General features: G+C 63.0%; 20 protein-coding genes. 5 read left to right on the forward strand and 15 right to left on the reverse strand.

All coding sequences use genetic code 11. The features are described from left to right. Nucleotides 1-4 precede the first annotated feature (4 nt). From ONG87_RS16555 to ffh, 11 genes are all read right to left on the reverse strand, one after another. A complete protein-coding gene (locus tag ONG87_RS16555; protein ID WP_264381668.1) occupies nucleotides 5-472 on the reverse strand; it encodes a response regulator in 468 nt (155 codons plus the stop codon). Between the two features lie 105 nt (nucleotides 473-577). Next, nucleotides 578-4,177, reverse strand: coding sequence for a transporter substrate-binding domain-containing protein (locus ONG87_RS16560; RefSeq protein ID WP_264381669.1), 3,600 nt, complete (start codon nucleotides 4,175-4,177; stop codon nucleotides 578-580). Nucleotides 4,178-4,311: 134 nt separating this feature from the next. Beyond that, nucleotides 4,312-5,721, reverse strand: coding sequence for a threonine synthase (gene thrC, locus ONG87_RS16565; protein WP_192058665.1), 1,410 nt, complete (start codon nucleotides 5,719-5,721; stop codon nucleotides 4,312-4,314). A 25-nt stretch (nucleotides 5,722-5,746) separates the two neighbouring features. Further along, nucleotides 5,747-7,051, reverse strand: coding sequence for a homoserine dehydrogenase (locus ONG87_RS16570; protein WP_122475085.1), 1,305 nt, complete (start codon nucleotides 7,049-7,051; stop codon nucleotides 5,747-5,749). A gap of 93 nt (nucleotides 7,052-7,144) precedes the next feature. Next, entirely contained in the window at nucleotides 7,145-7,879 is a 735-nt protein-coding gene (locus ONG87_RS16575; protein WP_122475087.1) for a DsbC family protein, read from the reverse strand. Between the two features lie 142 nt (nucleotides 7,880-8,021). Beyond that, a complete protein-coding gene (gene xerD, locus ONG87_RS16580) occupies nucleotides 8,022-8,918 on the reverse strand; it encodes a site-specific tyrosine recombinase XerD (protein ID WP_122475089.1) in 897 nt (298 codons plus the stop codon). Between the two features lie 197 nt (nucleotides 8,919-9,115). Further along, the gene (rplS, locus tag ONG87_RS16585) at nucleotides 9,116-9,466 is read right to left on the reverse strand and encodes a 50S ribosomal protein L19 (RefSeq protein ID WP_043193039.1); all 351 of its coding nucleotides are present in this window, start codon (nucleotides 9,464-9,466) and stop codon (nucleotides 9,116-9,118) included. A 42-nt stretch (nucleotides 9,467-9,508) separates the two neighbouring features. Beyond that, nucleotides 9,509-10,261: a tRNA (guanosine(37)-N1)-methyltransferase TrmD gene (gene trmD / locus ONG87_RS16590; protein ID WP_264381670.1), complete on the reverse strand. Its 753-nt coding sequence runs from the start codon at nucleotides 10,259-10,261 to the stop codon at nucleotides 9,509-9,511. Between the two features lie 3 nt (nucleotides 10,262-10,264). Beyond that, a complete protein-coding gene (gene rimM / locus ONG87_RS16595; RefSeq protein WP_122475093.1) occupies nucleotides 10,265-10,801 on the reverse strand; it encodes a ribosome maturation factor RimM in 537 nt (178 codons plus the stop codon). Nucleotides 10,802-10,806: 5 nt separating this feature from the next. After that, nucleotides 10,807-11,058 carry a 30S ribosomal protein S16 gene (rpsP, locus tag ONG87_RS16600; protein ID WP_043193034.1) on the reverse strand — a complete coding sequence of 84 codons (252 nt, stop codon included), beginning with the start codon at nucleotides 11,056-11,058 and terminating at the stop codon, nucleotides 10,807-10,809. A 257-nt stretch (nucleotides 11,059-11,315) separates the two neighbouring features. Next, entirely contained in the window at nucleotides 11,316-12,698 is a 1,383-nt protein-coding gene (gene ffh / locus ONG87_RS16605) for a signal recognition particle protein (RefSeq protein WP_185795055.1), read from the reverse strand. Between the two features lie 167 nt (nucleotides 12,699-12,865). Here ffh and ONG87_RS16610 point away from each other — a divergent pair, with 167 nt between their 5' ends. Together ONG87_RS16610 and ONG87_RS16615 are read left to right on the forward strand one after the other, a co-directional pair. After that, nucleotides 12,866-13,678 carry an inner membrane protein YpjD gene (locus tag ONG87_RS16610; RefSeq protein ID WP_122475097.1) on the forward strand — a complete coding sequence of 271 codons (813 nt, stop codon included), beginning with the start codon at nucleotides 12,866-12,868 and terminating at the stop codon, nucleotides 13,676-13,678. 10 nt (nucleotides 13,679-13,688) lie between these two features. Continuing rightward, nucleotides 13,689-14,924 carry a transporter associated domain-containing protein gene (locus ONG87_RS16615; RefSeq protein ID WP_264381671.1) on the forward strand — a complete coding sequence of 412 codons (1,236 nt, stop codon included), beginning with the start codon at nucleotides 13,689-13,691 and terminating at the stop codon, nucleotides 14,922-14,924. A 63-nt stretch (nucleotides 14,925-14,987) separates the two neighbouring features. On the opposite strand, the gene purT is transcribed toward ONG87_RS16615, so the two are convergent. The 4 genes from purT to ONG87_RS16635 all read right to left on the reverse strand — a co-directional run bounded on the left by purT (nucleotide 14,988) and on the right by ONG87_RS16635 (nucleotide 17,677). Further along, on the reverse strand, nucleotides 14,988-16,169 hold the full coding sequence (gene purT / locus ONG87_RS16620; RefSeq protein WP_122475100.1) for a formate-dependent phosphoribosylglycinamide formyltransferase: 1,182 nt from the start codon (nucleotides 16,167-16,169) through the stop codon (nucleotides 14,988-14,990). 124 nt (nucleotides 16,170-16,293) lie between these two features. Continuing rightward, nucleotides 16,294-16,494 (reverse strand): DUF1289 domain-containing protein, encoded by a 201-nt coding sequence (locus ONG87_RS16625; RefSeq protein WP_192054624.1) that lies wholly within the window; start codon nucleotides 16,492-16,494, stop codon nucleotides 16,294-16,296. After that, the gene (locus tag ONG87_RS16630; protein WP_122475104.1) at nucleotides 16,491-17,015 is read right to left on the reverse strand and encodes a gamma carbonic anhydrase family protein; all 525 of its coding nucleotides are present in this window, start codon (nucleotides 17,013-17,015) and stop codon (nucleotides 16,491-16,493) included. Before ONG87_RS16630 ends, ONG87_RS16625 begins: the two co-directional genes overlap by 4 nt. A 62-nt stretch (nucleotides 17,016-17,077) precedes the next feature. Then, nucleotides 17,078-17,677, reverse strand: a complete 600-nt coding sequence (locus ONG87_RS16635; protein ID WP_122475105.1) for a CoA pyrophosphatase — start codon at nucleotides 17,675-17,677, stop codon at nucleotides 17,078-17,080. 135 nt (nucleotides 17,678-17,812) lie between these two features. Here ONG87_RS16635 and ONG87_RS16640 point away from each other — a divergent pair, with 135 nt between their 5' ends. From ONG87_RS16640 to ONG87_RS16650, 3 genes are all read left to right on the forward strand, one after another. Beyond that, complete coding sequence (locus ONG87_RS16640) at nucleotides 17,813-18,367, forward strand: NUDIX hydrolase (protein WP_264381672.1); 555 nt, start codon at nucleotides 17,813-17,815, stop codon at nucleotides 18,365-18,367. 51 nt (nucleotides 18,368-18,418) lie between these two features. Then, entirely contained in the window at nucleotides 18,419-18,976 is a 558-nt protein-coding gene (locus tag ONG87_RS16645) for a murein L,D-transpeptidase family protein (RefSeq protein WP_122475109.1), read from the forward strand. Nucleotides 18,977-19,186: 210 nt separating this feature from the next. Beyond that, a complete protein-coding gene (locus ONG87_RS16650) occupies nucleotides 19,187-20,863 on the forward strand; it encodes a ShlB/FhaC/HecB family hemolysin secretion/activation protein (protein ID WP_264381673.1) in 1,677 nt (558 codons plus the stop codon). Nucleotides 20,864-20,874: the final 11 nt, after the last annotated feature.

Raw genomic sequence — 20,874 nt, forward strand, 5'->3', positions numbered from 1 at the left:
CGTTCTAAGGACGCAAAGGCAAAGACCAGGCGCCCTCGAAGTGACTGATTTCGTGCACTTCCGGCAGGGGCAACAAGGCCCGTGCGCTCATGCTTCGCTGGTAATCCTGCAACAGGCCATGCACTGCTGCGGCCGACACCGGTGTGTGCAGTACGCCCAGCAGCGGTAGCCGATGCTGCCGCGCCAATGCCGTGAACGGTTCCACCGGCTGTGACCCATTGCTGTAGATGACCAGCGCCCGTGCCAACCCGGTTGCGGCCAGATGGCCGATCAGCTCGCCCATGTCCAGGCCGGCCACGGTCATTTCGCAGATGACAATGTCGACGCCCTGGCGCTTCTCCAGCGAGAGGCATGCCGCGTTGAAACTTTGCGAGGTCAGGACATCGAACACGCCACACGCATTGAGCACCTGATGCATGGCGATCAGCTGGTACGGAATGTCTTCAAGCACCAGAACTCTGAGCGAACGCATGAATGAAACCTCGAGTGAGCGCATCGAGCTGCGCATTGACGGGCACTCTAAAGGGCAAGCGGCACGCTTGGGATAGGACAAGTCCGAAAGTTTCCGAGAATTTTCCTAGCAGCGTGCTATCGCCGTCGCCAGCCTGGCGATCTCGCGATTCAGCTCGGCAGCGTGAACGGTCAACTGTTCATCGCTGCCCGACCGGCAGCATGTGTTCACCTTGGCCAGCACGCGTGCCAGAGGTGCGGCATCGATCAAACAAGCGATGCCGTGGAGCCGATGAAGCACTTCGTGCAGCCGCACACGATCGAGCGTCTCGACGCTTTCTGCCAACGTCTGGCTTTCAGACTCAAGGTTGCGCGAGAGCTCATCGAGCATTCGCCTGATGACCGCGTTATCCGCCTGGGTCAGGTGATGCAGCGCCTGCATGGAGAATGCCGGGCCTTGCTGCATGTCGGCGATGATCTGCGCCAGCTTGTCCAGCGCTATCGGCTTGACCAGCAGTTCGTCCATGCCCGCTTCGGCGCAGCGCAACCGCTCGTCCTGCATGGCATTGGCGGTGCAACCGATGAGCCTGACCGGAGGCGCGGCGGACGCGGCCTCCTGCAGGCGGATGGCTTTGCACAAGGCATGGCCGTTCATGCCCGGCATATTGCAGTCGGTCAGCACCAGATCGAAATGCCCGGCCTGCCAGGCCGCCAGTGCACTCACACCGTCGCTGGCGTCCTGCACCCGGTGCCCGAGGAACTGCAACTGCTGGGTCAGTACCATCCGGTTAGCCGACAGATCGTCCACGACCAGTATGTCCAGTGCAGCGCTGTCGGGCCGAGCGTGCACGGTCGGCATCGCGTCCTGTTCAGCCTGATGCCGCACCTCGATCTGCACTTCCACCCGTGTCCCCTCGCCTTCGGTGCTGTGCAGGCTGATCGTGCCACCCATCAGCTGGACCAGCTGCTTGCAGATGCTCAGGCCCAGGCCGGTGCCGACCGATTCCTGTTGCACATCCACGTTACCCTGGACGAACGGCCTGAACAGCCTGGCCTGTTGAGCGGGCGTGATGCCCGCACCTGTGTCGCTGACGGTAATGGTCATGTGCCACTGGCCTGAACGGAGTGGCCGCGCCGCGACCGCCAGGCTCACGCTGCCCTGGCGGGTGAACTTCAAGGCGTTGCCGAGCAGGTTGTGCACCACTTGCCGCAATCGCAGCGGATCGAACCAGAACGCGCTGGCCACGCCCGGCGCAATATCGAGGTTCAGCGCTACGCCCTTGCGCTGGGCCTGGGCCGAGAACAGGCTGTGCATGCCCTCGAAGAACGGCCTCACTTCGGTTACCTGCTCGGCCAGCAACATGCTGCCCGATTCGATCTTCGCCAGGTCCAGGCTGTCGCCGATCAGGGCGATGAGGTCCCGCGCCGAACGCCAGGCCACTTCCAGCGCCTGCGACACTGGCTGGTCGTCACGCTTGCGGCGTTCACGCTCGAGCTCGAGCAGACCGATGATGGCTGCCATGGGCGTACGGATCTCATGGCTCATGGTCGCCAGAAAAGCGCTTTTGGCCTGGTTGGCCTGTTCGGCAATGTGCCGCGCTTCGACCAGTTGGTCTTCCAGGCGCTTGCGTTCGGAAATGTCGATCCAACCACCGAGCAGGCCCTGCAACTGCCCCTCGGCGTTGTAGAACGGCACGATCCATTGCCAGGCGTGAACCTTGCGGCCGCGCATCTGGATCTGCCGATCGGTCGACACCGGCTGCTGATCGTCCAGCAGCCTGAGGTAGTCACGGTGCATCTGCTGCGCTTCGTCGGCATTGACCACGGCGACTTCCAGCAATGTACGACCCTTGATGTCCTGCAGACGGGTGGCAAAGCTCTGCTCGTAACTCTTGTTGCAGGACAACAGCCGCGCCTGCAGGTCGCGGACATAGATGGGCCCGGGGATGCCATCGAGCAGCGCGTGCTGGAATGCCAGCTGATCGTTGAGTGCCTGCTCGGCCTTGTGCCGCTGACGAATCTGCGCCTTGAGTCGACCACTCCACAACAGCGACACCGCGCCCAGCACCAGCGCTGCTGCCAGCAGCCAATAGACCCAGGTGGCAATGCGTTGCCACATGGGCTCTGGAGGCACTACCGCCCCCAGCCACTTCAGGCGCGCTGCACGCAGTTCCGCGACTGGATAGGCCTCCAGCGCCTTGTTGATGATGGACGTGAGCTCGGGTTCCGAGGCACGAATGGCAAAACGGTCGGGCGACCATTCGCCGTCGACATTGCGTCCGACCTTGAGCACGCCGGGCGGATAACGGCCGACCGCACGATAGGCGCCGACTTCACTGTCGATGGTGGCATCCGCTTCGCCGCTCGCCACCATCTCGCGCGCCTTGTCGTAGGTGCTGACCAAGCGCAGCTTGATGTGCGGGTACTGGCTGCGGATCGCGCTTTCCAGGGCGTGCTCGGCCGGAATCGCCAGGACCTTGCCGGCCAGCTCGTCCAGATGACCGATGGGCAGGTCCTCGGCGCGCACGATGAACACCCAGCCCTGGCCCCCGAACGAATGGCTGAAACTCAGGAAGGCCTTGCGGTCCGGCGTTTCCGAGAGAGTGGTATTCATATCGGCCTTGCCAAGCTTCAGCATTTCCAGGCTCTGGGCCATCGAGTGGGAAGGCAGGTAGACGAACTGCAGCCCCGTCATGTGCGACAGCGTTGCCAGCACTTCACTGTTGAGCCCTACCCAGTTTCCCTGGCGGTCCCGGTACAGGTAGGGAGGATACTGCGTCGCGACCACACGCACCTGGCGGTGCCGGGCGATCCAGGCTTGTTCGGCAGGCTCCAGCGGTACCCGGTGGTGGCCGATTTCCGACCCCAGCCCGGTGGTCCAGCGGGTCAGGATCTCGCGGCGCAAACCATCGTCGAGGCTGGCCAGGGCCCGCTCGACCATCTGCCCCAATATCGGATCGGCCTGGCGACTGGCGATGGTGTAACCCACGGGTGGCAGACCGCTGGGGCCGACGATATCCAGAGCCAGGTAGGGTCGCAGTGCGTTGTAGGCGCGCACGATCACCTCGTTGCTGATCATGGCGTCGACATCGCCCTGGTGCAGCGCCTGCAAGCCACTGCTCAGGCTGGGTGCGACCACGATGCGGCTGTCGGGATACACGCGTTGCACCGTGGCATCGTCGGCATAGCCATCCACCAGCGCGACCTTCTCCCCGGCCAGGCCGCTGCTGTGCTTGCTGCCCGCGCGCCGTACGATGACGCCGCGGTCAGGCATGTACTCCTTGGAAAAGGCCAGGCCATCGATGGCCTGTTCGAAGGCATTGGCGCTGGTCAGCAGATCGATTTCGCCATCCTTGAGCGCCTGCACCGCCTCGCTGCGCTGGGCAAACCCCAACACCCGCAGATCGACCCCCAGGCGGCTGCCGATCAGGCTCAGGTAGTCGGCACTCACACCTTGATAGCGGTTGCGATCGCTGGTGATGTCGATGGGTTCGTGATCGGCCAGGGAAACACCCACCCTGAGCGTACCGTGGCGTTGCAGCCACTGCTGTTCGGTGCTGGAAAGGGGCAGTGGAGAAAGCTGCGCGAACGGTGCAACCAAGGCGAAGGGCAGGCTTTGGGCAGCGAACGCCAGGCCGGGCGAAAGCATGGCAACCGCCATGAACAACCCCGCCATCCACGCCGTCACCCCTGCGAGCGTGAGAAACGAGGTCAGTGTGGGTTTCATGCCATGCATCCTTGCCTGCGGGCCAAAGGGGCCCAGGAAAAAGTTGCATAAGCTTGGCACTGTAAAAAGCATAAAGCCCGCATCGGGCGGGCTTTATGTGTTTCAGATCGCGTCAGACGCGAGGCTGCATGCCATCACAGCGGTTTGCCGCGATTGCCATGTTGGCTGACGAAGGCTTGTACGGCCGACAGGTCGTTGGGCAACACGGTGCACTTCTCTTCGCGCTCGAACAGATCGACCAGGTGCGCAGGCAACTCCAGGGCCTTGCCTACGCCGGCCTTTTGCACGGCTTCGGGGAACTTGACCGGGTGCGCCGTTCCCAGCACCACCATGGGCGTGTCGAGGCTGCGACGACACTCGCGCGCCGCGCGTACGCCAATGGCCGTGTGTGGATCGAGGACCTCGCCGCACTCGGCGAACACCTGGGCGATGGTCTCGCAGGTTTGCTCGTCGGTGACCGCCAGCGAGTCGAACAGCTTACGCGCCTCGGTCCAGCGTTCCTCATCGACGCTGAAACCGCCGCCCTGGCGGAAGTTGTCCATCAGGCCTGCAATGGCCGCGCCGTTGCGACCGTGCAGGTCGAACAGCAGGCGCTCGAAGTTCGACGACACCATGATGTCCATCGACGGCGACAACGTCGCGTGCAGGGTTTGCTTGACGTACTGATTGCCGCTCATGAAGCGGTGCAGGATGTCGTTGCGGTTGGTGGCCACCACCAACTGGTTGATCGGCAGGCCCATGTTGCGCGCCAGATAGCCGGCGAAGATATCGCCAAAGTTGCCGGTGGGCACCGAGAACGCCACCGAGCGTGCTGGGCCGCCCAGCTGCAGGGCCGCGTGGAAGTAGTAGACGATCTGGGCCATGATCCGCGCCCAGTTGATCGAGTTCACTGCAACCAACGGCGTGCCCTTGAGGAAACTCTGGTCGGCGAAGCTGTTCTTGACCATTTCCTGGCAGTCGTCGAAATTGCCTTCGATGGCGATGTTGTGCACGTTGTCGCCGGTAATCGTGGTCATTTGCCGACGCTGAACCGCAGACACGCGCTCGTGCGGATGCAGGATGAAGATATCGACGTTCTCGCAGTGCTTGCAGCCTTCGATCGCGGCCGAACCGGTGTCGCCACTGGTGGCGCCGACGATCACCACGCGCTGGCTGCGTTTGGCCAGTACGTAGTCGAGCAGCCGCCCCAGCAGCTGCAGGGCGAAGTCCTTGAACGCCAGCGTTGGCCCGTGGAACAGCTCCATCACCCACTCGTTACCACCCAACTGGCGCAAAGGTGCGACGGATGCATGGGCGAATACCGCGTAGGTTTCTTCGAGAATCTTCTTGAAGTCGGCATCCGGAATGCTGCCGGTAACGAACGGGCGCATGACCCGAAATGCCAGCTCGTGATAAGGCAGACCCGCCCACGAGGCGATTTCTTCCTGGGTGAAGCGCGGCAGGTTTTCCGGGACATAGAGGCCACCGTCACTGGCCAGACCGGCGAGCAGAACCTCTTCGAAGTTCAGGGCCGGGGCCTGACCGCGAGTACTGATATAACGCATTGCGAATTCCTCTGGCAGCTGCCGCTTAGTTCAAGTGCTCGACACGGATGCGCACGACCGGGCCGACCACGCCCTGCAAGGCTTCCAGCGCCTTGATGGCATCATTGATGTGCTGTTCGACGACGCGGTGGGTCAGCAGGATCATCGGCACCAGGCCATCGTGTTCCTCGACCTCTTTCTGCATGATCGACTCGATGTTGATGCCACGCTCGGAGAGGATGCTCGCCACCTGCGCCAGCACGCCCGGATGATCCTTGGCTTGAATGCGCAGGTAGTAGGCGCTTTCGCAGGCCTCGATGGGCAGGATCGGGTGAGCGGAAAGCGAATCCGGCTGGAAGGCCAGGTGCGGCACGCGATTCTCCGGGTCCGAGGTCATGGCGCGGACCACGTCGACCAGGTCGGCGACCACGCTCGAGGCAGTCGGCTCCATGCCCGCACCGGCACCGTAGAACAGGGTTGAACCGGCCGCGTCGCCGTTGACCATCACTGCGTTCATCACGCCATTGACGTTGGCGATCAGACGGTCGGCCGGGATCAGCGTCGGGTGCACCCGCAGCTCGATACCGCGCTCGGTGCTGCGCGCCACGCCCAGATGTTTGATGCGGTAGCCCAGGGCTTCGGCGTAGTTGACGTCGGCCGTGGTCAGGCGGGTGATGCCTTCGGTGTAGGCCTTGTCGAACTGCAGCGGAATGCCGAAGGCGATGGACGCCAGGATGGTCAATTTGTGCGCCGCGTCGATACCTTCGACGTCGAAGGTGGGGTCGGCCTCGGCATAACCCAGGGCCTGCGCTTCGGCCAGGACGTCCTCGAAGGTACGGCCCTTCTCGCGCATTTCGGTCAGGATGAAGTTGCCAGTACCGTTGATGATGCCCGCGACCCAGTTGATGCGGTTGGCCGAAAGACCTTCGCGAATGGCCTTGATCACCGGGATGCCACCCGCCACGGCGGCTTCGAACGCAACGATCACGCCCTTCTCGCGTGCCTTGGCGAAGATCTCGTTGCCGTGCACTGCAATCAGCGCCTTGTTGGCGGTGACCACGTGCTTGCCGTTTTCGATGGCCTTGAGTACCAGCTCACGCGCGATGCCGTAGCCACCGATCAGCTCGATGACGACATCGATATCCGGGTTGCAGGCCACGGCGAAGACATCGTTGGTAATGGGGGTACCGGCGATCTGGCAATTGGGGTTCTGCGAGCGCATCGCGATCTGCGCCACTTCAATACCGCGCCCGGCACGGCGGGCAATCTCCTCGGCGTTGCGCTGAAGTACGTTGAAGGTGCCGCCACCGACGGTACCTAACCCACAGATGCCTACTTTGACCGGTTTCACTCTGAACTCCCCATGAAACGACCGCCTCGATGACGGTCGTGATACTGGCCGCAGGCCGTGAGCCTTCGGCTATTGATGACGTGCGAGTGCCACTCAGCCTTTCGCGTCGAGAGCCAGCTTGGCGACGTTGGCGGCCGGCTGGTAACCCGGAATGACCTGACCGTTCTCCAGCACGATGGCTGGCGTGCCGGTGACGCCGATCGACTGGCCCAGCTCGAACTGCCTGGCCACCGGGTTGGCGCATGAAGGCGCCTTGATGGTGTCGCCCGATACCATCTTGTCCATCGCTGCCTTGCGGTCCTTGGAGCACCAGACAGCCTGCAGCTGTTCGTCACCGGCCGACTTCAAGCCCTGGCGCGGGAACGCCACGTAGCGGACCTCGACACCCATGCGGTTCAGCTCGGGGACTTCGGCGTGCAGCTTGTGGCAGTACGGACAGGTGGTATCGGTGAAGACCGTGATGTGCGACTTGGTTTCGCCCACCGCGGGGTACACAACGGTATCGGCTACCGGGATCGCGTTGACGGTCTTGGCAATGGCCAGTCGCTCGGTTTTCTCGGTGAGGTTGACCGGCTTGCCGTCCTGGATCTGGAACAGGTAGCCCTGCATGACGAACTGACCGTCGGCGCTGGCGTAAAGCACGCGACCGCCCTTGAGCTTGACCTCGTACAAGCCGTTGAGCGGACTGGCGGCGACGCTTTCGATCGGCACTTCCAGTTGCAGGGTCTGCAGGGTCTTGCGAATCGCTTGTTCCGCAGCCGGGTCGGCAACGGCAAAGGTGCTGGCCAGCGCAAGGGCTGCGGCGGCGAAAAGGCGGGTCACGCGCATGGGAACTCCTGGAGCGACGGACTTGAGGGGCGGTGGACGATCAGCTCGTCACAGCCCGCTGCATAAACCGGGCAAGCCTACCACATTCATTGGCCAAGACCGACTCTGGACAACCCTCGACACAGCCTTGGAGCACGTTGTTTCATCCGCGCGGATGATGCCTGGCATGAAGCTCCTGCAGACGCGCGCGTGCCACGTGGGTGTAGATCTGCGTGGTCGACAGATCGCTGTGGCCGAGCAGCATCTGCACCACGCGCAGATCCGCACCGTGATTGAGCAGATGCGTCGCGAAGGCGTGGCGCAGCGTGTGCGGCGACAGCGACTTGGCGATGCCGGCGACCTGGGCCTGATGCTTGATCCGATGCCAGAAGGTCTGTCGCGTCATCTGCTCGCCGCGCTGGCTGGGGAAGACCACGTCGCTGGGCCTGCCGCCGAGCAGTTCGTGACGTCCGTCGCGCAGGTACCGCTCGACCCAGACCACCGCTTCCTCACCCATCGGCACCAGGCGCTCCTTGTTGCCCTTGCCCACCACGCGCAATACACCCTGGCGCAGATTGACCTGGTCCAGGGTCAGGCTGATCAACTCGGTCACGCGCAGGCCGCAGGCATACAGCACCTCGAGCATGGCGCGATCCCGCTGGCCGATCGGCTCGCTCAGATCGGGCGCCTGCAATAACGCTTCGACGTCGGCTTCGGACAACGATTTCGGCAATGGCTTGCCCAACTGCGGCATGTCGATCTGCAGGGTCGGGTCGGCACCGATCAGCTTTTCGCGCAGCAGGTAGCGATAGAAGCCGCGCGCGCCCGACAGCAGGCGTGCCGTGGAGCGCGCCTTGTAACCCTGCTCGACCCGCCAGGCCAGGTGATCGAGCAATACATCGCGGCCCGCCGCCTCCAGCGCGATGCCGCGCTCGTGCAACCAACCGTTGAACAATGCAAGGTCGCTGCGGTAACTGTTGCGGCTGTTTTCCGATAGGCCTTTTTCCAGCCACAAGGCATCGAGAAATTGGTCGATCAGGGGGTGGTCGAGGGCAGGCATCGCAATCGCAGGGCTGTGGGGGTGCAGGGATGATAACAGGGCGCAGCGTCAGGGCGACGCCTTCGCGGGCAGAGGGCTCGCCGCCCGCCCCGCTCCCACATGAACCTTACCCACCCGTTCACGCTCGCCTACACACTTTCGCCCACAAAAAAGGCAGCCCGAAGGCTGCCTTTTCCTGCATCAGAAACAAACTGTACTCAGGACAGTTTTTCCTTGATACGTGCTGCTTTACCAGACAGGTCGCGCAGGTAGTACAGCTTGGCTTTGCGCACGTCACCACGACGTTTCACGGCCATGCTGTCGATCTGCGGGCTGTAGGTCTGGAAAGTACGCTCTACACCTACACCGTTGGAGATTTTACGAACGGTGAAAGCACTGTTCACGCCGCGGTTGCGCTTGGCGATAACAACGCCTTCGAACGCCTGAAGACGCGAGCGATCGCCTTCCTTCACTTTCACCTGAACGACAATGGTGTCGCCCGGGGCAAAGGGAGGGATTTCTTTGGTCATCTGCTCTGCTTCGAGTGCAAGGATGATTTTGTTGGTCATGCTGTGCTCCTAAGGTAAATCGTCTGACTTACCATCGATACGTTAACTATCGTCCCGCTCGCGGAGGTACTCCGCCAGCAGCTTGTTCTCTTCTCCAGAAAGCGAGCGTCTTTCCAGAAGATCGGCACGTCGTTCGTAGGTCCGCCCAAGGGACTGCTGCAAACGCCAGCGCCGGATGTGTGCATGATTGCCGCTAAGCAATATGTCGGGAACACGCTGATCCGCATACACCTCCGGTCGGGTGTAGTGCGGGCAATCCAGCAGACCGTCGGTGAAGGAATCTTCCTCCGCGGAGTCCGCATGCCCCAAAGCTCCGGGCAGCAGCCGTGTAACCGCATCGATCAGGACCATGGCAGGCAATTCACCGCCCGACAGCACATAGTCACCAATAGACCACTCTTCATCGACATGAGCTTCAATGAAACGCTCGTCGATGCCTTCGTACCGCCCAGCGATCAGAATCAAGGATTCGGACGTCGCCAGTTGTTTCACCGCACCCTGTACCAGCGGCCGGCCCTGGGGCGAAAGGTAGATCACCTTCGCCGCTTCCCCTGCCGCAGCCTTGGCCTGAACCAGAGCGTCTTCCAGGGGCTTGATCTTCATCACCATTCCCGGACCACCGCCGAAGGGCCGGTCATCCACTGTGTGGTGACGGTCCGTGGTGTAGTCCCGCGGATTCCAGCAGGTCAATTGCAACAACCCCTGTTTCACCGCGCGGCTGGTAATGCCGTACTCGCTGATGGCCGAGAACATCTCGGGGAACAGGGTGATCACTTCCACGCGAAGGGTTGCCATCGCCTAGAAGTCCGCGTCCCAATCCACCCTCATCTCGCCAGCGGCCAGGTCGACCTTCAACACGCATTGCGCCGTATAGGGCAACAGGCGTTCACGATCATCCAGGCTGCCCGCGCAGGGCTTCACCACCATTACATCGTTGGCGCCGGTCTCCAACAGGTGATCGACGGTGCCGAGCAATTGCTCTTGCAGGTCGATGACTTTCAGGCCCTGAAGCTGATACCAGTAGTAGTCATCTTCGGCCAGGTCGGGCAAAAGGCTGCGCGAGATGCAAATCTCGTAACCGGACAGAAGACGTGCTTCGTCGCGATCGTCCAGGCCTTTCAACTTGGCAACCAGATCCTTTTGCGTGGATCGGCCGCTGACCAGCTCTACCTGCTTGGTCACGCCTTCGCGCCGGAGCGTCCAGGAGGTGTACTGCAGCAGGTTTTCAATCGGATCGGTAAAGGAAAAGACCTTCACCTCGCCGCGAACGCCGTGTACCGAGAAAATCTTGCCGACGACGATCAAGTCATCAGCGGAATCTGGCGTCGCGTTCATATTGCTCAGGCCGCGGCCTTGGCATTTTCCTTCAGCAACTGAGCAACGCGCTCAGAAGGCTGTGCACCAACGCTCAACCAGTGGTTGACGCGCTCTTGGTTCACGGACAGACGGATTTCCTGACCACGGGCAACAGGGTTGAAGAAACCCACGTGCTCTTTGTGGGAACCGTCACGCGGGTTGCGCGAGTCGGTTACGGTCAGTTGGTAAAACGGGCGCTTTTTGGAGCCGCCACGGGCAAGACGGATGGTTAGCATTGAACATCGTTCCTGTAGTCGGTGCTGCAAATCATAATGCACAGCGGGCACACGGGTGCCCGAAAGGCCGCATATTCTCAAGGAATACACGGACATTTGCAAATGCCTTTTTCCGATAGGTCGAGGCTTGCAGCGAGGATTTGCCTATGAGCCGTTGCAAGCAACGGAGTTTGGCCACATGGCCAGGGTATTCATCGGCAAGAGGGATGTGCTTGTAGGAGCGGGCTCCCACGGGGTTCTCGTGCCGACGCAATGGGTTACATCTTGGGCATGCCGCCACCGCCGCCGGGCAGCATGCCGCCCATACCGCGCATCATCTTGGCCATGCCGCCCTTGGTCGAGAACTTCTTCATCATCTTCTGCATCTGCTTGTGCTGCTTGATCAAGCGACCGATGTCCTGCACCTGGGTACCCGAGCCCATGGCGATGCGACGCTTGCGCGAGCCGCTGATCACGTCAGGGTCGCGGCGCTCGGCCGGGGTCATGGAGTTGATGATGGCTTCCATCTGCTTGAACTGCTTCTCGGCAACGTTCTGAGCGTTGCCCATCTGCGAGAGGTTCACACCGCCGATGCTCGGCAGCTTGTCCATCAGGCCGCCCAGGCCGCCCATGGTCTTCATCTGTACGAGCTGGTCGCGGAAGTCTTCGAGGTCGAAGCCCTTGCCCTTCTTCAGCTTCTTGGCCAGCTTGTCGGCCTTGTCCTTGTCCAGCGACTGCTCGGCCTGCTCGATCAGGCTGAGCACGTCGCCCATGCCCAGGATGCGCGAGGCGATGCGGTCGGGGTGGAACGGCTCGAGCGCTTCGCTCTTCTCGCCCATGCCGATGAACTTGATCGGCTTGCCGGTGATGGCACGCACCGACAATGCGGCACCGCCACGAGCATCGCCGTCGACCTTGGTCAGGATCACACCGGTGAGCGGCAGCGCATCACCGAAAGCCTTGGCCGTGTTGGCTGCGTCCTGGCCGGTCATGGCGTCGACCACGAACAGGGTTTCGGCAGGCTTGACCGCCGCGTGCAGCTGCTGGATCTCGCCCATCATCTCGGCGTCGATGTGCAGGCGCCCGGCGGTGTCGAGGATGACCACGTCGATGAACTTGAGCTTGGCCTCGCGGATCGCGGCGTTGGCGATGTCCACGGGCTTCTGGCTGATGTCCGACGGGAAGAAGGTCACGCCGATATCGTTGGCCAGGGTTTCCAGCTGCTTGATGGCTGCCGGGCGGTAGACGTCTGCCGACACCACCATCACCGTCTTCTTCTTGCGTTCCTTGAGGTAGCGCGCCAGCTTGCCGGCGGTGGTGGTCTTGCCCGCACCCTGCAGGCCGGCCATGAGGATGACCGCCGGCGGGGTCACCGCCAGGCTCAGCTCCTCGTTGGCCGCGCCCATCATCTCGACGAGCTCGGCCTGGACGATCTTCACGAACGCCTGGCCTGGGGTCAGGCTGCGCGAAACCTCGGTGCCGACCGCACGCTCCTTGACCTTGTTGACGAAGTCCTTCACCACCGGCAAGGCGACGTCGGCTTCGAGCAGCGCCATGCGCACTTCGCGCAGGGTGTCTTTGATGTTGTCCTCGGTCAGCTTGGCTTTGCCGGTAACGTGGCGAAGCGTCTGCGAGAGGCGGTCTGTAAGGTTTTCAAACATGTCGCGATCCTTTCTGGCTCTGGTTGAGCCGAGGTTGTGGCGGCAAGAGCAGGCCGGCGATTATAACCAAGAGTGGGTGCCACGGACACTGCGCGGTATGCAGTCTTTCGTCGGCGGGCATTTGATGCCAAACTCAGGCACTTTCCGGCTTGTGCTCCACAGGACCTATGCTCCCCTTGTCACCCAGTCTAATCCCCACCCTCGCCGCCGCCTGCCTGTACGCCGCTGCGACTGCCTATCAGGCAACCCGTATCGGCCAAGGCGGCAAGGCTGACAAGCGCGTGCTCTACCTGTTCGGCTTCCTGGCCGTGATTGCCCACGGCTGCGCGTTGTTCTCGCAGTTGCTCACCCCCCTGGGGCTGAGCCTGGACTTCTTCAGCGCGGCCAGCCTGATCGCCGTGGCGGTGATCGCCCTGACCCTGCTGGCCACCAGCCAGATACCCGTGGAAAACCTGCTGGTGCTGCTGTTTCCCCTGGGCCTGGCGACCATCCTGATCGCCCAGTTCGCGCCCGGCGGGACTGCACCGCTGATCCACGAAGAGCCAGGCATTCTCACGCACATCCTGCTGTCCATCCTGGCCTATGGCATGTTCACCATCGCCGTGTTCCAGTCGTTGCTGCTGTTGCTGCAGGACCACCAGCTCAAGCACAAGCATCCGGCAGGGCTGATCAAGAATTTCCCGCCGCTGCAGACCATGGAAAGCCTGCTGTTCGGTTTCATCTGGGCCGGCTGGGCACTGCTGTCGCTGTCACTGATTTCAGGCTGGGTGTTCGTCGAGAACCTGTTCGCGCAACACCTGGTGCACAAGACCCTGCTCGCCTGCCTGGCCTGGATCGTTTTCAGCGTGCTGCTGTGGGGACGCAATCGCCTGGGCTGGCGCGGGCACAAGGCCATTCGCTGGACGCTGGCCGGCTTCTGCCTGCTGATGCTGGCCTATTTCGGCAGCAAGCTGGTTCGCGAATACATTCTGCACATCTGACAGGTCACCCATGGACACTCTGCCCCTAGGGCCGATGCTCGGCGCGCTGGCGCTGGCAATTCTCCTCGCCGCGCTGCTTTGCGCAGTGGAAGCCGCGCTGCACACGCTGGCCGCACAGCGCCCTACCGGGCGCAATGGCGATCGACCGGCGCTGCAGGCGCCGCTGCCCAGCCTGGTGCTGCTCAATTCCCTGGCCCGTGCCATGGCGGTTACCCTGGGGGTAACGCTAGGCATCTATCTGCGCGGCGCCCATGGCGCCTGGCTCGGTGGCCTGGGCACCACGCTCGCCCTGCTGGTGCTGGCCGACTACCTGCCACGCCGCCTTGCCCAGCGCTACCCGCGGCCGTTCATCGGCATGGCCAATGCGTTGCTGGCGCCGCCACTCAAGCTGGTCTGGCCGCTGGCATGGCTACTGGACGGCGCCGCACGGCTGCTGGTCGTGCCCTTCGCCCGCAAGGAACCCGGCAAAGGCGCCCAGCAGGAGCCTGCCATACCGCGCAGTGTGCTGGACGAACTGGCCGCCGAAGCGCGCAGCAACAAACCGCACCTGGCCAACAGCATCCATGCGCTGGACAAGATCACCGTCAACGACATCCTGGTGCCGCGCAACGAAATCGACGGCATCAACCTGGAAGATTCGCTGGACGAGATCATCGACCAGCTGATGATCAGCCGCCATACCCGCCTGCCGGTCTTCCACAACGACATCAACCATGTCGAACGGGTGCTCAATACCCGCCAGATCAGCCACCTGCTGCCGCACCGCGAACTCACCATCGAGGCCTTGCTGGCCGCCTGCTATGAGGCTTACTTCGTTCCGGAAAGCACGCCCCTGCAGATGCAGCTGCTGAATTTCCACAAGCAGCAACGCCGATTGGGCATCGTCGTCGACGAATACGGCGAGGTGCAGGGCATCGTCACCCTGGAAGACATTCTGGAAGAGATCGTCGGCGAGTTCGAAGATGACGATGCGCTGGCCAATCCGCATATCCATCCGCAGCTGGATGGCCGCTTCGTGGTCGAAGGCCAGGCCTCCATTCGCGACATCAACAAGAGCCTGGGCTGGCACTTGCCCAGCGATGGCCCCAAGACCTTGAACGGCCTGGTCACCGAGGCGCTGGAAAGCATTCCGGCCAGCGCGGTGTGCCTGAAGATCGGTCGCTATCGCATGGAAATTCTCGAGACCGAGGAAAACCGCGCGTCACGGGTGCTTATATGGCACGCGAGCAGCCTGCCAGCAGCGTGACGGCGGTGTCGCGCCCTCGCAAAACCGGCGCCGCCGCTCGGCAGGCACCGGTCGACTCAGACCTTACAGTTCGACCTTGACCGCTTGCGAGGCGCGCGTGGCCTTGGCCCGGGCTGCCTCGATCGATTCGTCGCGGGCCAGGGCCACGCCCATGCGCCGTTGCCCATTGACCTCGGGCTTGCCGAACAGACGCAGCGCCGTATCCGGTTCGGCCAGTGCCGCGCCGAGGTTGTCGAAGGCGGTCTGGCGAGAGTTGCCTTCGACCAGGATCACCGCCGAGGCGGATGGCCCGAACTGACGAACCAGCGGGATCGGCAACCCGAGAATGGCGCGTGCGTGCAAGGCGAACTGGGACAGATCCTGGGAAATCAGGGTGACCAGGCCGGTATCGTGCGGACGCGGCGAGACCTCGCTGAACCACACCTGATCACCCTTGATGAACAGTTCGACGCCGAACAGGCCGCGCCCACCCAGGGCTTCAGTCACTGCACGCGCCACCCGCTCCGACTCGGCCAGGGCCACCGGGCTCATCGCCTGGGGCTGCCAGGACTCTTGATAGTCGCCCTTCTCCTGCCGGTGGCCAACCGGTGCGCAGAACGTCGTCCCGCCAACGTGGCGGACGGTCAGCAAGGTGATCTCGTAGTCGAAGTCGATGAAACCTTCGATGATCACACGGCCCTTGCCGGCGCGCCCGCCCTCCTGGGCATAGTCCCACGCTTCCTGCACATCGGCCGCCGAGCGCAGCAGGCTCTGGCCCTTGCCCGAAGAGCTCATGACCGGCTTGACCACGCACGGGAAACCCAGGTCCTGCACGGCCCGCGCGTAGTCTTCGAAGGTGTCGGCAAAATGGTACGGCGAGGTCGGCAGGTCCAGCTCTTCGGCGGCCAGGCGGCGAATGCCCTCGCGGTTCATGGTCAGCTGGGCTGCGCGCGCAGTCGGCACCACGGTGAAGCCTTCGGACTCCAGCTCCACCAGCGTGGCGGTGGCGATGGCCTCGATCTCGGGCACGATGTAGTGCGGTTTTTCCGCTTCGATGACCGACCGCAAGGCGGCGCCATCGAGCATGTTGATGACGTGGCTGCGATGGGCCACTTGCATGGCCGGCGCATCGGCGTAACGGTCTACGGCGATGACTTCGACGCCCAGGCGTTGCAGCTCGATCACCACTTCCTTGCCCAGCTCGCCGCAGCCGCACAGCAGTACGCGGGTCGCGGTCGGCGACAGGGGGGTTCCGATACGGGTCATTTCAGGTCCTCAGGGAATCGTCTGGATCGAGGGGCAGCACGCAGGCCGACCCGACAGGGGCGGGCATTTTAACTCAACGCGGCTTTGCGTGCGCCAGTCTCGCCGCCCACAGGCAAGGGCCGGATCAGCCGCCCGCAAATACCAGGCCCTGGGCCACGGCTCGCTCATGGGCGAGGCGCAGCACGGCGCGGCGCTGGTCGTCGCTCATGCGCCCCCACTGGGTAATTTCCGCGGCGGTGCGCTGGCAGCCCGTGCACACATCCTGCTCATCCAGGGCGCAGACACTGATGCAGGGAGACTTGACCGGCTTGGGCAGAGGGTTCACGAGTCCTGCTCGATCAGTTCGCGAGCATAGCGCTGGGCATTGTGCACATAGTGCGCGGCGCTGGCTTCGAGCATGCGCTTCTGGGCTTCGCTCAGCTCGCGCACGACCTTGCCCGGCGAGCCCATGACCAGCGACCCATCGGGAATTTCCTTACCCTCGGCAATCAGCGAGTTGGCGCCGATGATGCAGTGCTTGCCGATCCTGGCGCCGTTGAGAATGACGGCGTTGATCCCGATCAGGCTGAAGTCGTCCACAGTGCAGCCATGCAGCATGGCATTGTGGCCAATGGTCACGCCGCGACCGATGGTCAGCGGCACGCCGGCATCGGTATGCATCACGGTGCCGTCCTGCACGTTGCTGTGCTCGCCGATGTCGATCAGCTCGTTGTCGCCGCGCAGCACGGCGCCGAACCACACGCTGGCCCCGGCCTGCAGGCGCACCTTGCCGATGAGGGTGGCATTGGGTGCGACCCAGCTGTCGGGATGGGTTTCGACGCGCGAGTCGCCCAGACGGTATTTCATGTGATCTCCTCGACGCGGCAATGGTCGGCACGGCGCCCCGCCGCACTACGTTCAGATGACGGTCAGATGGCGGTGTAATGCTCGGGAGGCCGATGCAGGCTGATCCGGGCGTCATACATAAGGTTGACGAGTTCGACGATCATGATCGCCGACAATCCCCATATCTTGTACTCGCCGAAGCGATAGCTGGGTACGTACCAGCTGCGACCCTGGTAATCGATGCGGTGGGTGTGCTCGCGCGGGTCCTGCCGAAAGAACTCCAGCGGCACGGAAAACACCGCGGCGATTTCGGCATCGTTGGGTCGGTATTCGACATAGTCGGGAATGATGCCCACGAATGGCGTGACCTTGAGCCCGTGCTTGGACACCAGCGGGCTGAGCGGACCGATGATTTCCACCAGCCCGGGCGGCAGGCCGATTTCCTCTTCGGCTTCGCGCAGGGCGGTGAATATCAGGTCAGGGTCTTGCGGGTCGCGGCGTCCGCCGGGGAAAGCCACTTCGCCACCATGGGTCGAGAGCCCCGAGGCGCGCAGTGTCAGCACCAGCTCGGGCTCGTCGCTGCGGGTGATGGGCAGCAACACGGCCGCTTCGGGAAAACGGCTGTCGGTTTCCAGTGTGCGTGGCGTATGGTTGCTCACTCGGCGAAGTAGCTCGTCCAGCATGGCGTTTCTCGATCCGTGGCCTGCTGGCATGATGCACCAAAAGCCGCTGGCAGCCCAAGCTCGATTTGCCGTGCCGCAGGCTTGCGGCACCTCGGCACTACGGCCAAGATAGCGGCAGCCATCAAGGATCTGAGCATGAATTTCTGCAGCCATTGCGGCAACCCGGTAACCCTGCGCATCCCTACCGGCGATACTCGCCCCCGATTCGTCTGCGGGCATTGCCACCTCGTCCATTACCAGAATCCCAAAGTGGTCGCGGGCTGCATCGCCGTGTGGCAGGACCAGGTCTTGCTGTGCCGCCGGGCCATCGAGCCGCGCCGTGGTTTCTGGACCCTGCCGGCAGGCTTCATGGAAAACGGCGAAACGCTGCAACAGGCTGCCAGCCGGGAAACCGTCGAAGAAGCCTGCACACAGGTGACCAACCTTGCGTTGTACACCGTGTTCGATCTGCCGCACATCAGCCAGGTGCAGGTGTTCTACCGAGCCGAAATGTCCGAGCCTTCGTTTGCCGTGGGCGAGGAAAGCCTGGAAGTGGGCTTGTTCGCGCAAAATCAGATCCCTTGGGCGGAGCTGGCTTTCCCCACCGTCGGCCGTACCTTAGAATACTTTTTCGCCGACCGGCTGGAGCACAGCTACCCGGTTCGCAACGAGTGCCTGGGGCCGCTGCTCGCGCGCTGGCCACAGGCCTGACCCATCGCACCGGCGCCAGCGGCGCGTTTCCATTGCAGGAATATCCCATAGATGCGTTGCCTGACCGCCCTGTTCTGCCTGTGCTTCGCCGTGAGCGCCCAGGCTGCCTTCACCGTTACCGTTGAACGCAAGCCGGTCGACCAGATCGCCCCTGCGGTGCAATCGAGCAAGCGCCTGGGCGTGGACCCGATCGACAAGGTGCTGGTGCTCAAGACCAGTCGCCAGTTGCAGTTGATCAGCGGTGGCGAGCCGCTCAAGAGTTACCGCATCTCGCTGGGCAAGCAACCCCAGGGCGCGAAGGCGCGCGAGGGCGACAAGCGCACGCCCGAGGGCTTCTACTGGCTCGACTGGCGCAAGGTCAGCGATCGCTTCAACCTGGCGATGCACGTTTCCTATCCCAACATCAGCGACTCGGCCCGCGCTCGCCGCGAGGGCGTTCCACCGGGCAGCATGATCATGATCCACGGCACGCCGATCGACGAGGAGTACCCGGAATGGTACTTCGCCACCCTGGACTGGACCGATGGCTGTATCGCCATGAAGAACGACGACATGCGGGAGGTGTGGAGCCTGGTCAAGGACGGCACGATGATCGAGATCCGGCCGTGAGCACGGCGTTCTCTTTACCGACCCAGCCTTGACCTTCCTTCATCTGTCATAGGAACCATCCTACAACTGGTTCCTTTTTCGAATCCGCCCTTTCCTACTGTCTGTCAGATTCTTCCTACCAACAACCCCTCTCCCCTGCCCGTTCCCTGGGAAGTCCCCCCTCTTAAAGTGGCCGCCTATTGATTGGTCGACGATTGGGGCTGGGCTGCAATGACGATTTTCCGCAAGGACCGGCTGTTATCCGCACTGCTTTTCGCACCCGCCATGGCGCTGGGCGAAACCGGCGCGCAACCGCTGAATGACCAGATCCTGCGTCAGTTCGATACCCAGCGCCACGAGCGCGCCGCTGCCGAACAGGCGCAACGGCTGGAAACCCTTCGTGAAGATGCGGCGGGGCCAGCCAGCCCCGCACCGCAGCGGGTCGAGCAAGGTGATGGCGAGTGCTGGCCGGTGTCCGCGGTGCGCGTGCAGGACAACCAGCTGCTGGACACCGCTGCGCTGCAAGGTGTCCTGCAGCCATGGGTGGCGCCGTGCAGCGGCGTCGATGACATCAACCAGATGCTGCTGGCCTTGACCGGTGCCTACGTGAAGGCCGGCTATATCGCGGCCAGGCCCTATATCGCTCGCATGCCCGAAGCAGATGGCGAGCTGGTCATCGCCATGCTAGAAGGCTTCATCGAATCCATCGAAATCGCCGACGGCAGTGACGACCTGGCACTGGGCAGCGCTTTCCCTGGAATGATCGGTCGCCCGCTCAAGCTCACCGATGTGGAAAGTGGCCTGGACCAGCTCAACCGGTTGCGCTCCGTCGACCTGATCCTGGACATCGCTCCCGGCGAGCAGGTGGGAGGTACGCGAATCGTTCTGCGCCCACAGGGCACGCACAAATCCTGGACCCTGGGCACCGGCCTGAACAACCGTGGCAGCGATGCATCGGGGCGCCACCAGGCACAGCTGAGCCTGAGCCTGGACAACCCATTTCGTCTCAATGATTCGCTGGCTGCCAGCTATGCCCACAGCCTGGACGGTGGATCGGGCCGCAGCCGCCAAGGCGGGATGTTCTACGAAATACCCTACGGGCGCTGGACCCTGAACGCTTCGGCGAGTCGTTTCGAATCCCGCGCCCCGCTGCCCAACCGCCATGAGGTGGCGCAGAGCCTGGACAGCTATGGCCTGAAGCTGGATCGCAGCCTGTGGCGCAACCAGACGACCCTGCTCAATGGGCACCTGCGCCTGGACCAGACCCGTACCGATCTGCTGTTCGACGGCACTACCGTACGCAACGGTCGCACCACGCTGAGCGTCGCCAGCGTCGGGCTCAACCTGACTCACCTGGGTGATTCGGTGTGGAGTGGCGCCCTCGGCTACTCCCGCGGCCAGGGTTGGCTGGGGGGCGATCGCACACCCCTGCGGCATGATGCGCCGCAACCGCACTTCGAAAAATACCGAGGCACCGTCACTCGCCGATCGCTGTTCGACCTGCTCGATCGACGTTGGGCGTGGAGCAGCGAACTGGACATGCAGTACAGCCCAGACCCGCTACCGAGCCTGGAGCAGATGCGCCTGGCCGGCAGCGCCAGCGTGCGCGGCTATCGCCTGGACAGCCAGCCGGTTTCCAAGGGGGCCACGTTGCGCAACACCCTGAGCACTTCGCAGCTACTCGCCCAAGGCCTGTACCTGACCCCCCAAGCGGGGCTGGACTCGGGCTGGGGCCGGCACACGTACAACCAGGTCGAGACCCAGCACGCCATCGGCTTGAGCGCCGGGGCCACCCTGAGCTGGGCAGACGGCCAGATCACTCTGGATTATCAGCGCGGCCTGCATCGGCGTGCCAGCGCTTCGCCGGAACCAGGTTTCTGGACCTTCGGGCTTTCGCAAGTCTTCTGAAAAACAGGTAG

Origin of the sequence: Pseudomonas sp. MM227 (genome assembly GCF_947090715.1) — a bacterium.
Classification (GTDB): domain Bacteria; phylum Pseudomonadota; class Gammaproteobacteria; order Pseudomonadales; family Pseudomonadaceae; genus Aquipseudomonas; species Aquipseudomonas baltica.

Coding starts and splice junctions, on each gene's coding strand:
- ONG87_RS16555 (WP_264381668.1), bottom strand. CDS start 472: ATGCGTTCGCTCAGAGTTCTGGTGCTTGAAGACATTCCGTACCAGCTG.
- ONG87_RS16560 (WP_264381669.1), bottom strand. CDS start 4,177: ATGAAACCCACACTGACCTCGTTTCTCACGCTCGCAGGGGTGACGGCG.
- thrC (WP_192058665.1), bottom strand. CDS start 5,721: ATGCGTTATATCAGTACTCGCGGTCAGGCCCCGGCCCTGAACTTCGAA.
- ONG87_RS16575 (WP_122475087.1), bottom strand. CDS start 7,879: ATGCGCGTGACCCGCCTTTTCGCCGCCGCAGCCCTTGCGCTGGCCAGC.
- xerD (WP_122475089.1), bottom strand. CDS start 8,918: ATGCCTGCCCTCGACCACCCCCTGATCGACCAATTTCTCGATGCCTTG.
- rplS (WP_043193039.1), bottom strand. CDS start 9,466: ATGACCAACAAAATCATCCTTGCACTCGAAGCAGAGCAGATGACCAAA.
- trmD (WP_264381670.1), bottom strand. CDS start 10,261: ATGGCAACCCTTCGCGTGGAAGTGATCACCCTGTTCCCCGAGATGTTC.
- rimM (WP_122475093.1), bottom strand. CDS start 10,801: ATGAACGCGACGCCAGATTCCGCTGATGACTTGATCGTCGTCGGCAAG.
- rpsP (WP_043193034.1), bottom strand. CDS start 11,058: ATGCTAACCATCCGTCTTGCCCGTGGCGGCTCCAAAAAGCGCCCGTTT.
- ffh (WP_185795055.1), bottom strand. CDS start 12,698: ATGTTTGAAAACCTTACAGACCGCCTCTCGCAGACGCTTCGCCACGTT.
- ONG87_RS16610 (WP_122475097.1), top strand. CDS start 12,866: ATGCTCCCCTTGTCACCCAGTCTAATCCCCACCCTCGCCGCCGCCTGC.
- ONG87_RS16615 (WP_264381671.1), top strand. CDS start 13,689: ATGGACACTCTGCCCCTAGGGCCGATGCTCGGCGCGCTGGCGCTGGCA.
- purT (WP_122475100.1), bottom strand. CDS start 16,169: ATGACCCGTATCGGAACCCCCCTGTCGCCGACCGCGACCCGCGTACTG.
- ONG87_RS16630 (WP_122475104.1), bottom strand. CDS start 17,015: ATGAAATACCGTCTGGGCGACTCGCGCGTCGAAACCCATCCCGACAGC.
- ONG87_RS16635 (WP_122475105.1), bottom strand. CDS start 17,677: ATGCTGGACGAGCTACTTCGCCGAGTGAGCAACCATACGCCACGCACA.
- ONG87_RS16640 (WP_264381672.1), top strand. CDS start 17,813: ATGAATTTCTGCAGCCATTGCGGCAACCCGGTAACCCTGCGCATCCCT.
- ONG87_RS16645 (WP_122475109.1), top strand. CDS start 18,419: ATGCGTTGCCTGACCGCCCTGTTCTGCCTGTGCTTCGCCGTGAGCGCC.
- ONG87_RS16650 (WP_264381673.1), top strand. CDS start 19,187: ATGACGATTTTCCGCAAGGACCGGCTGTTATCCGCACTGCTTTTCGCA.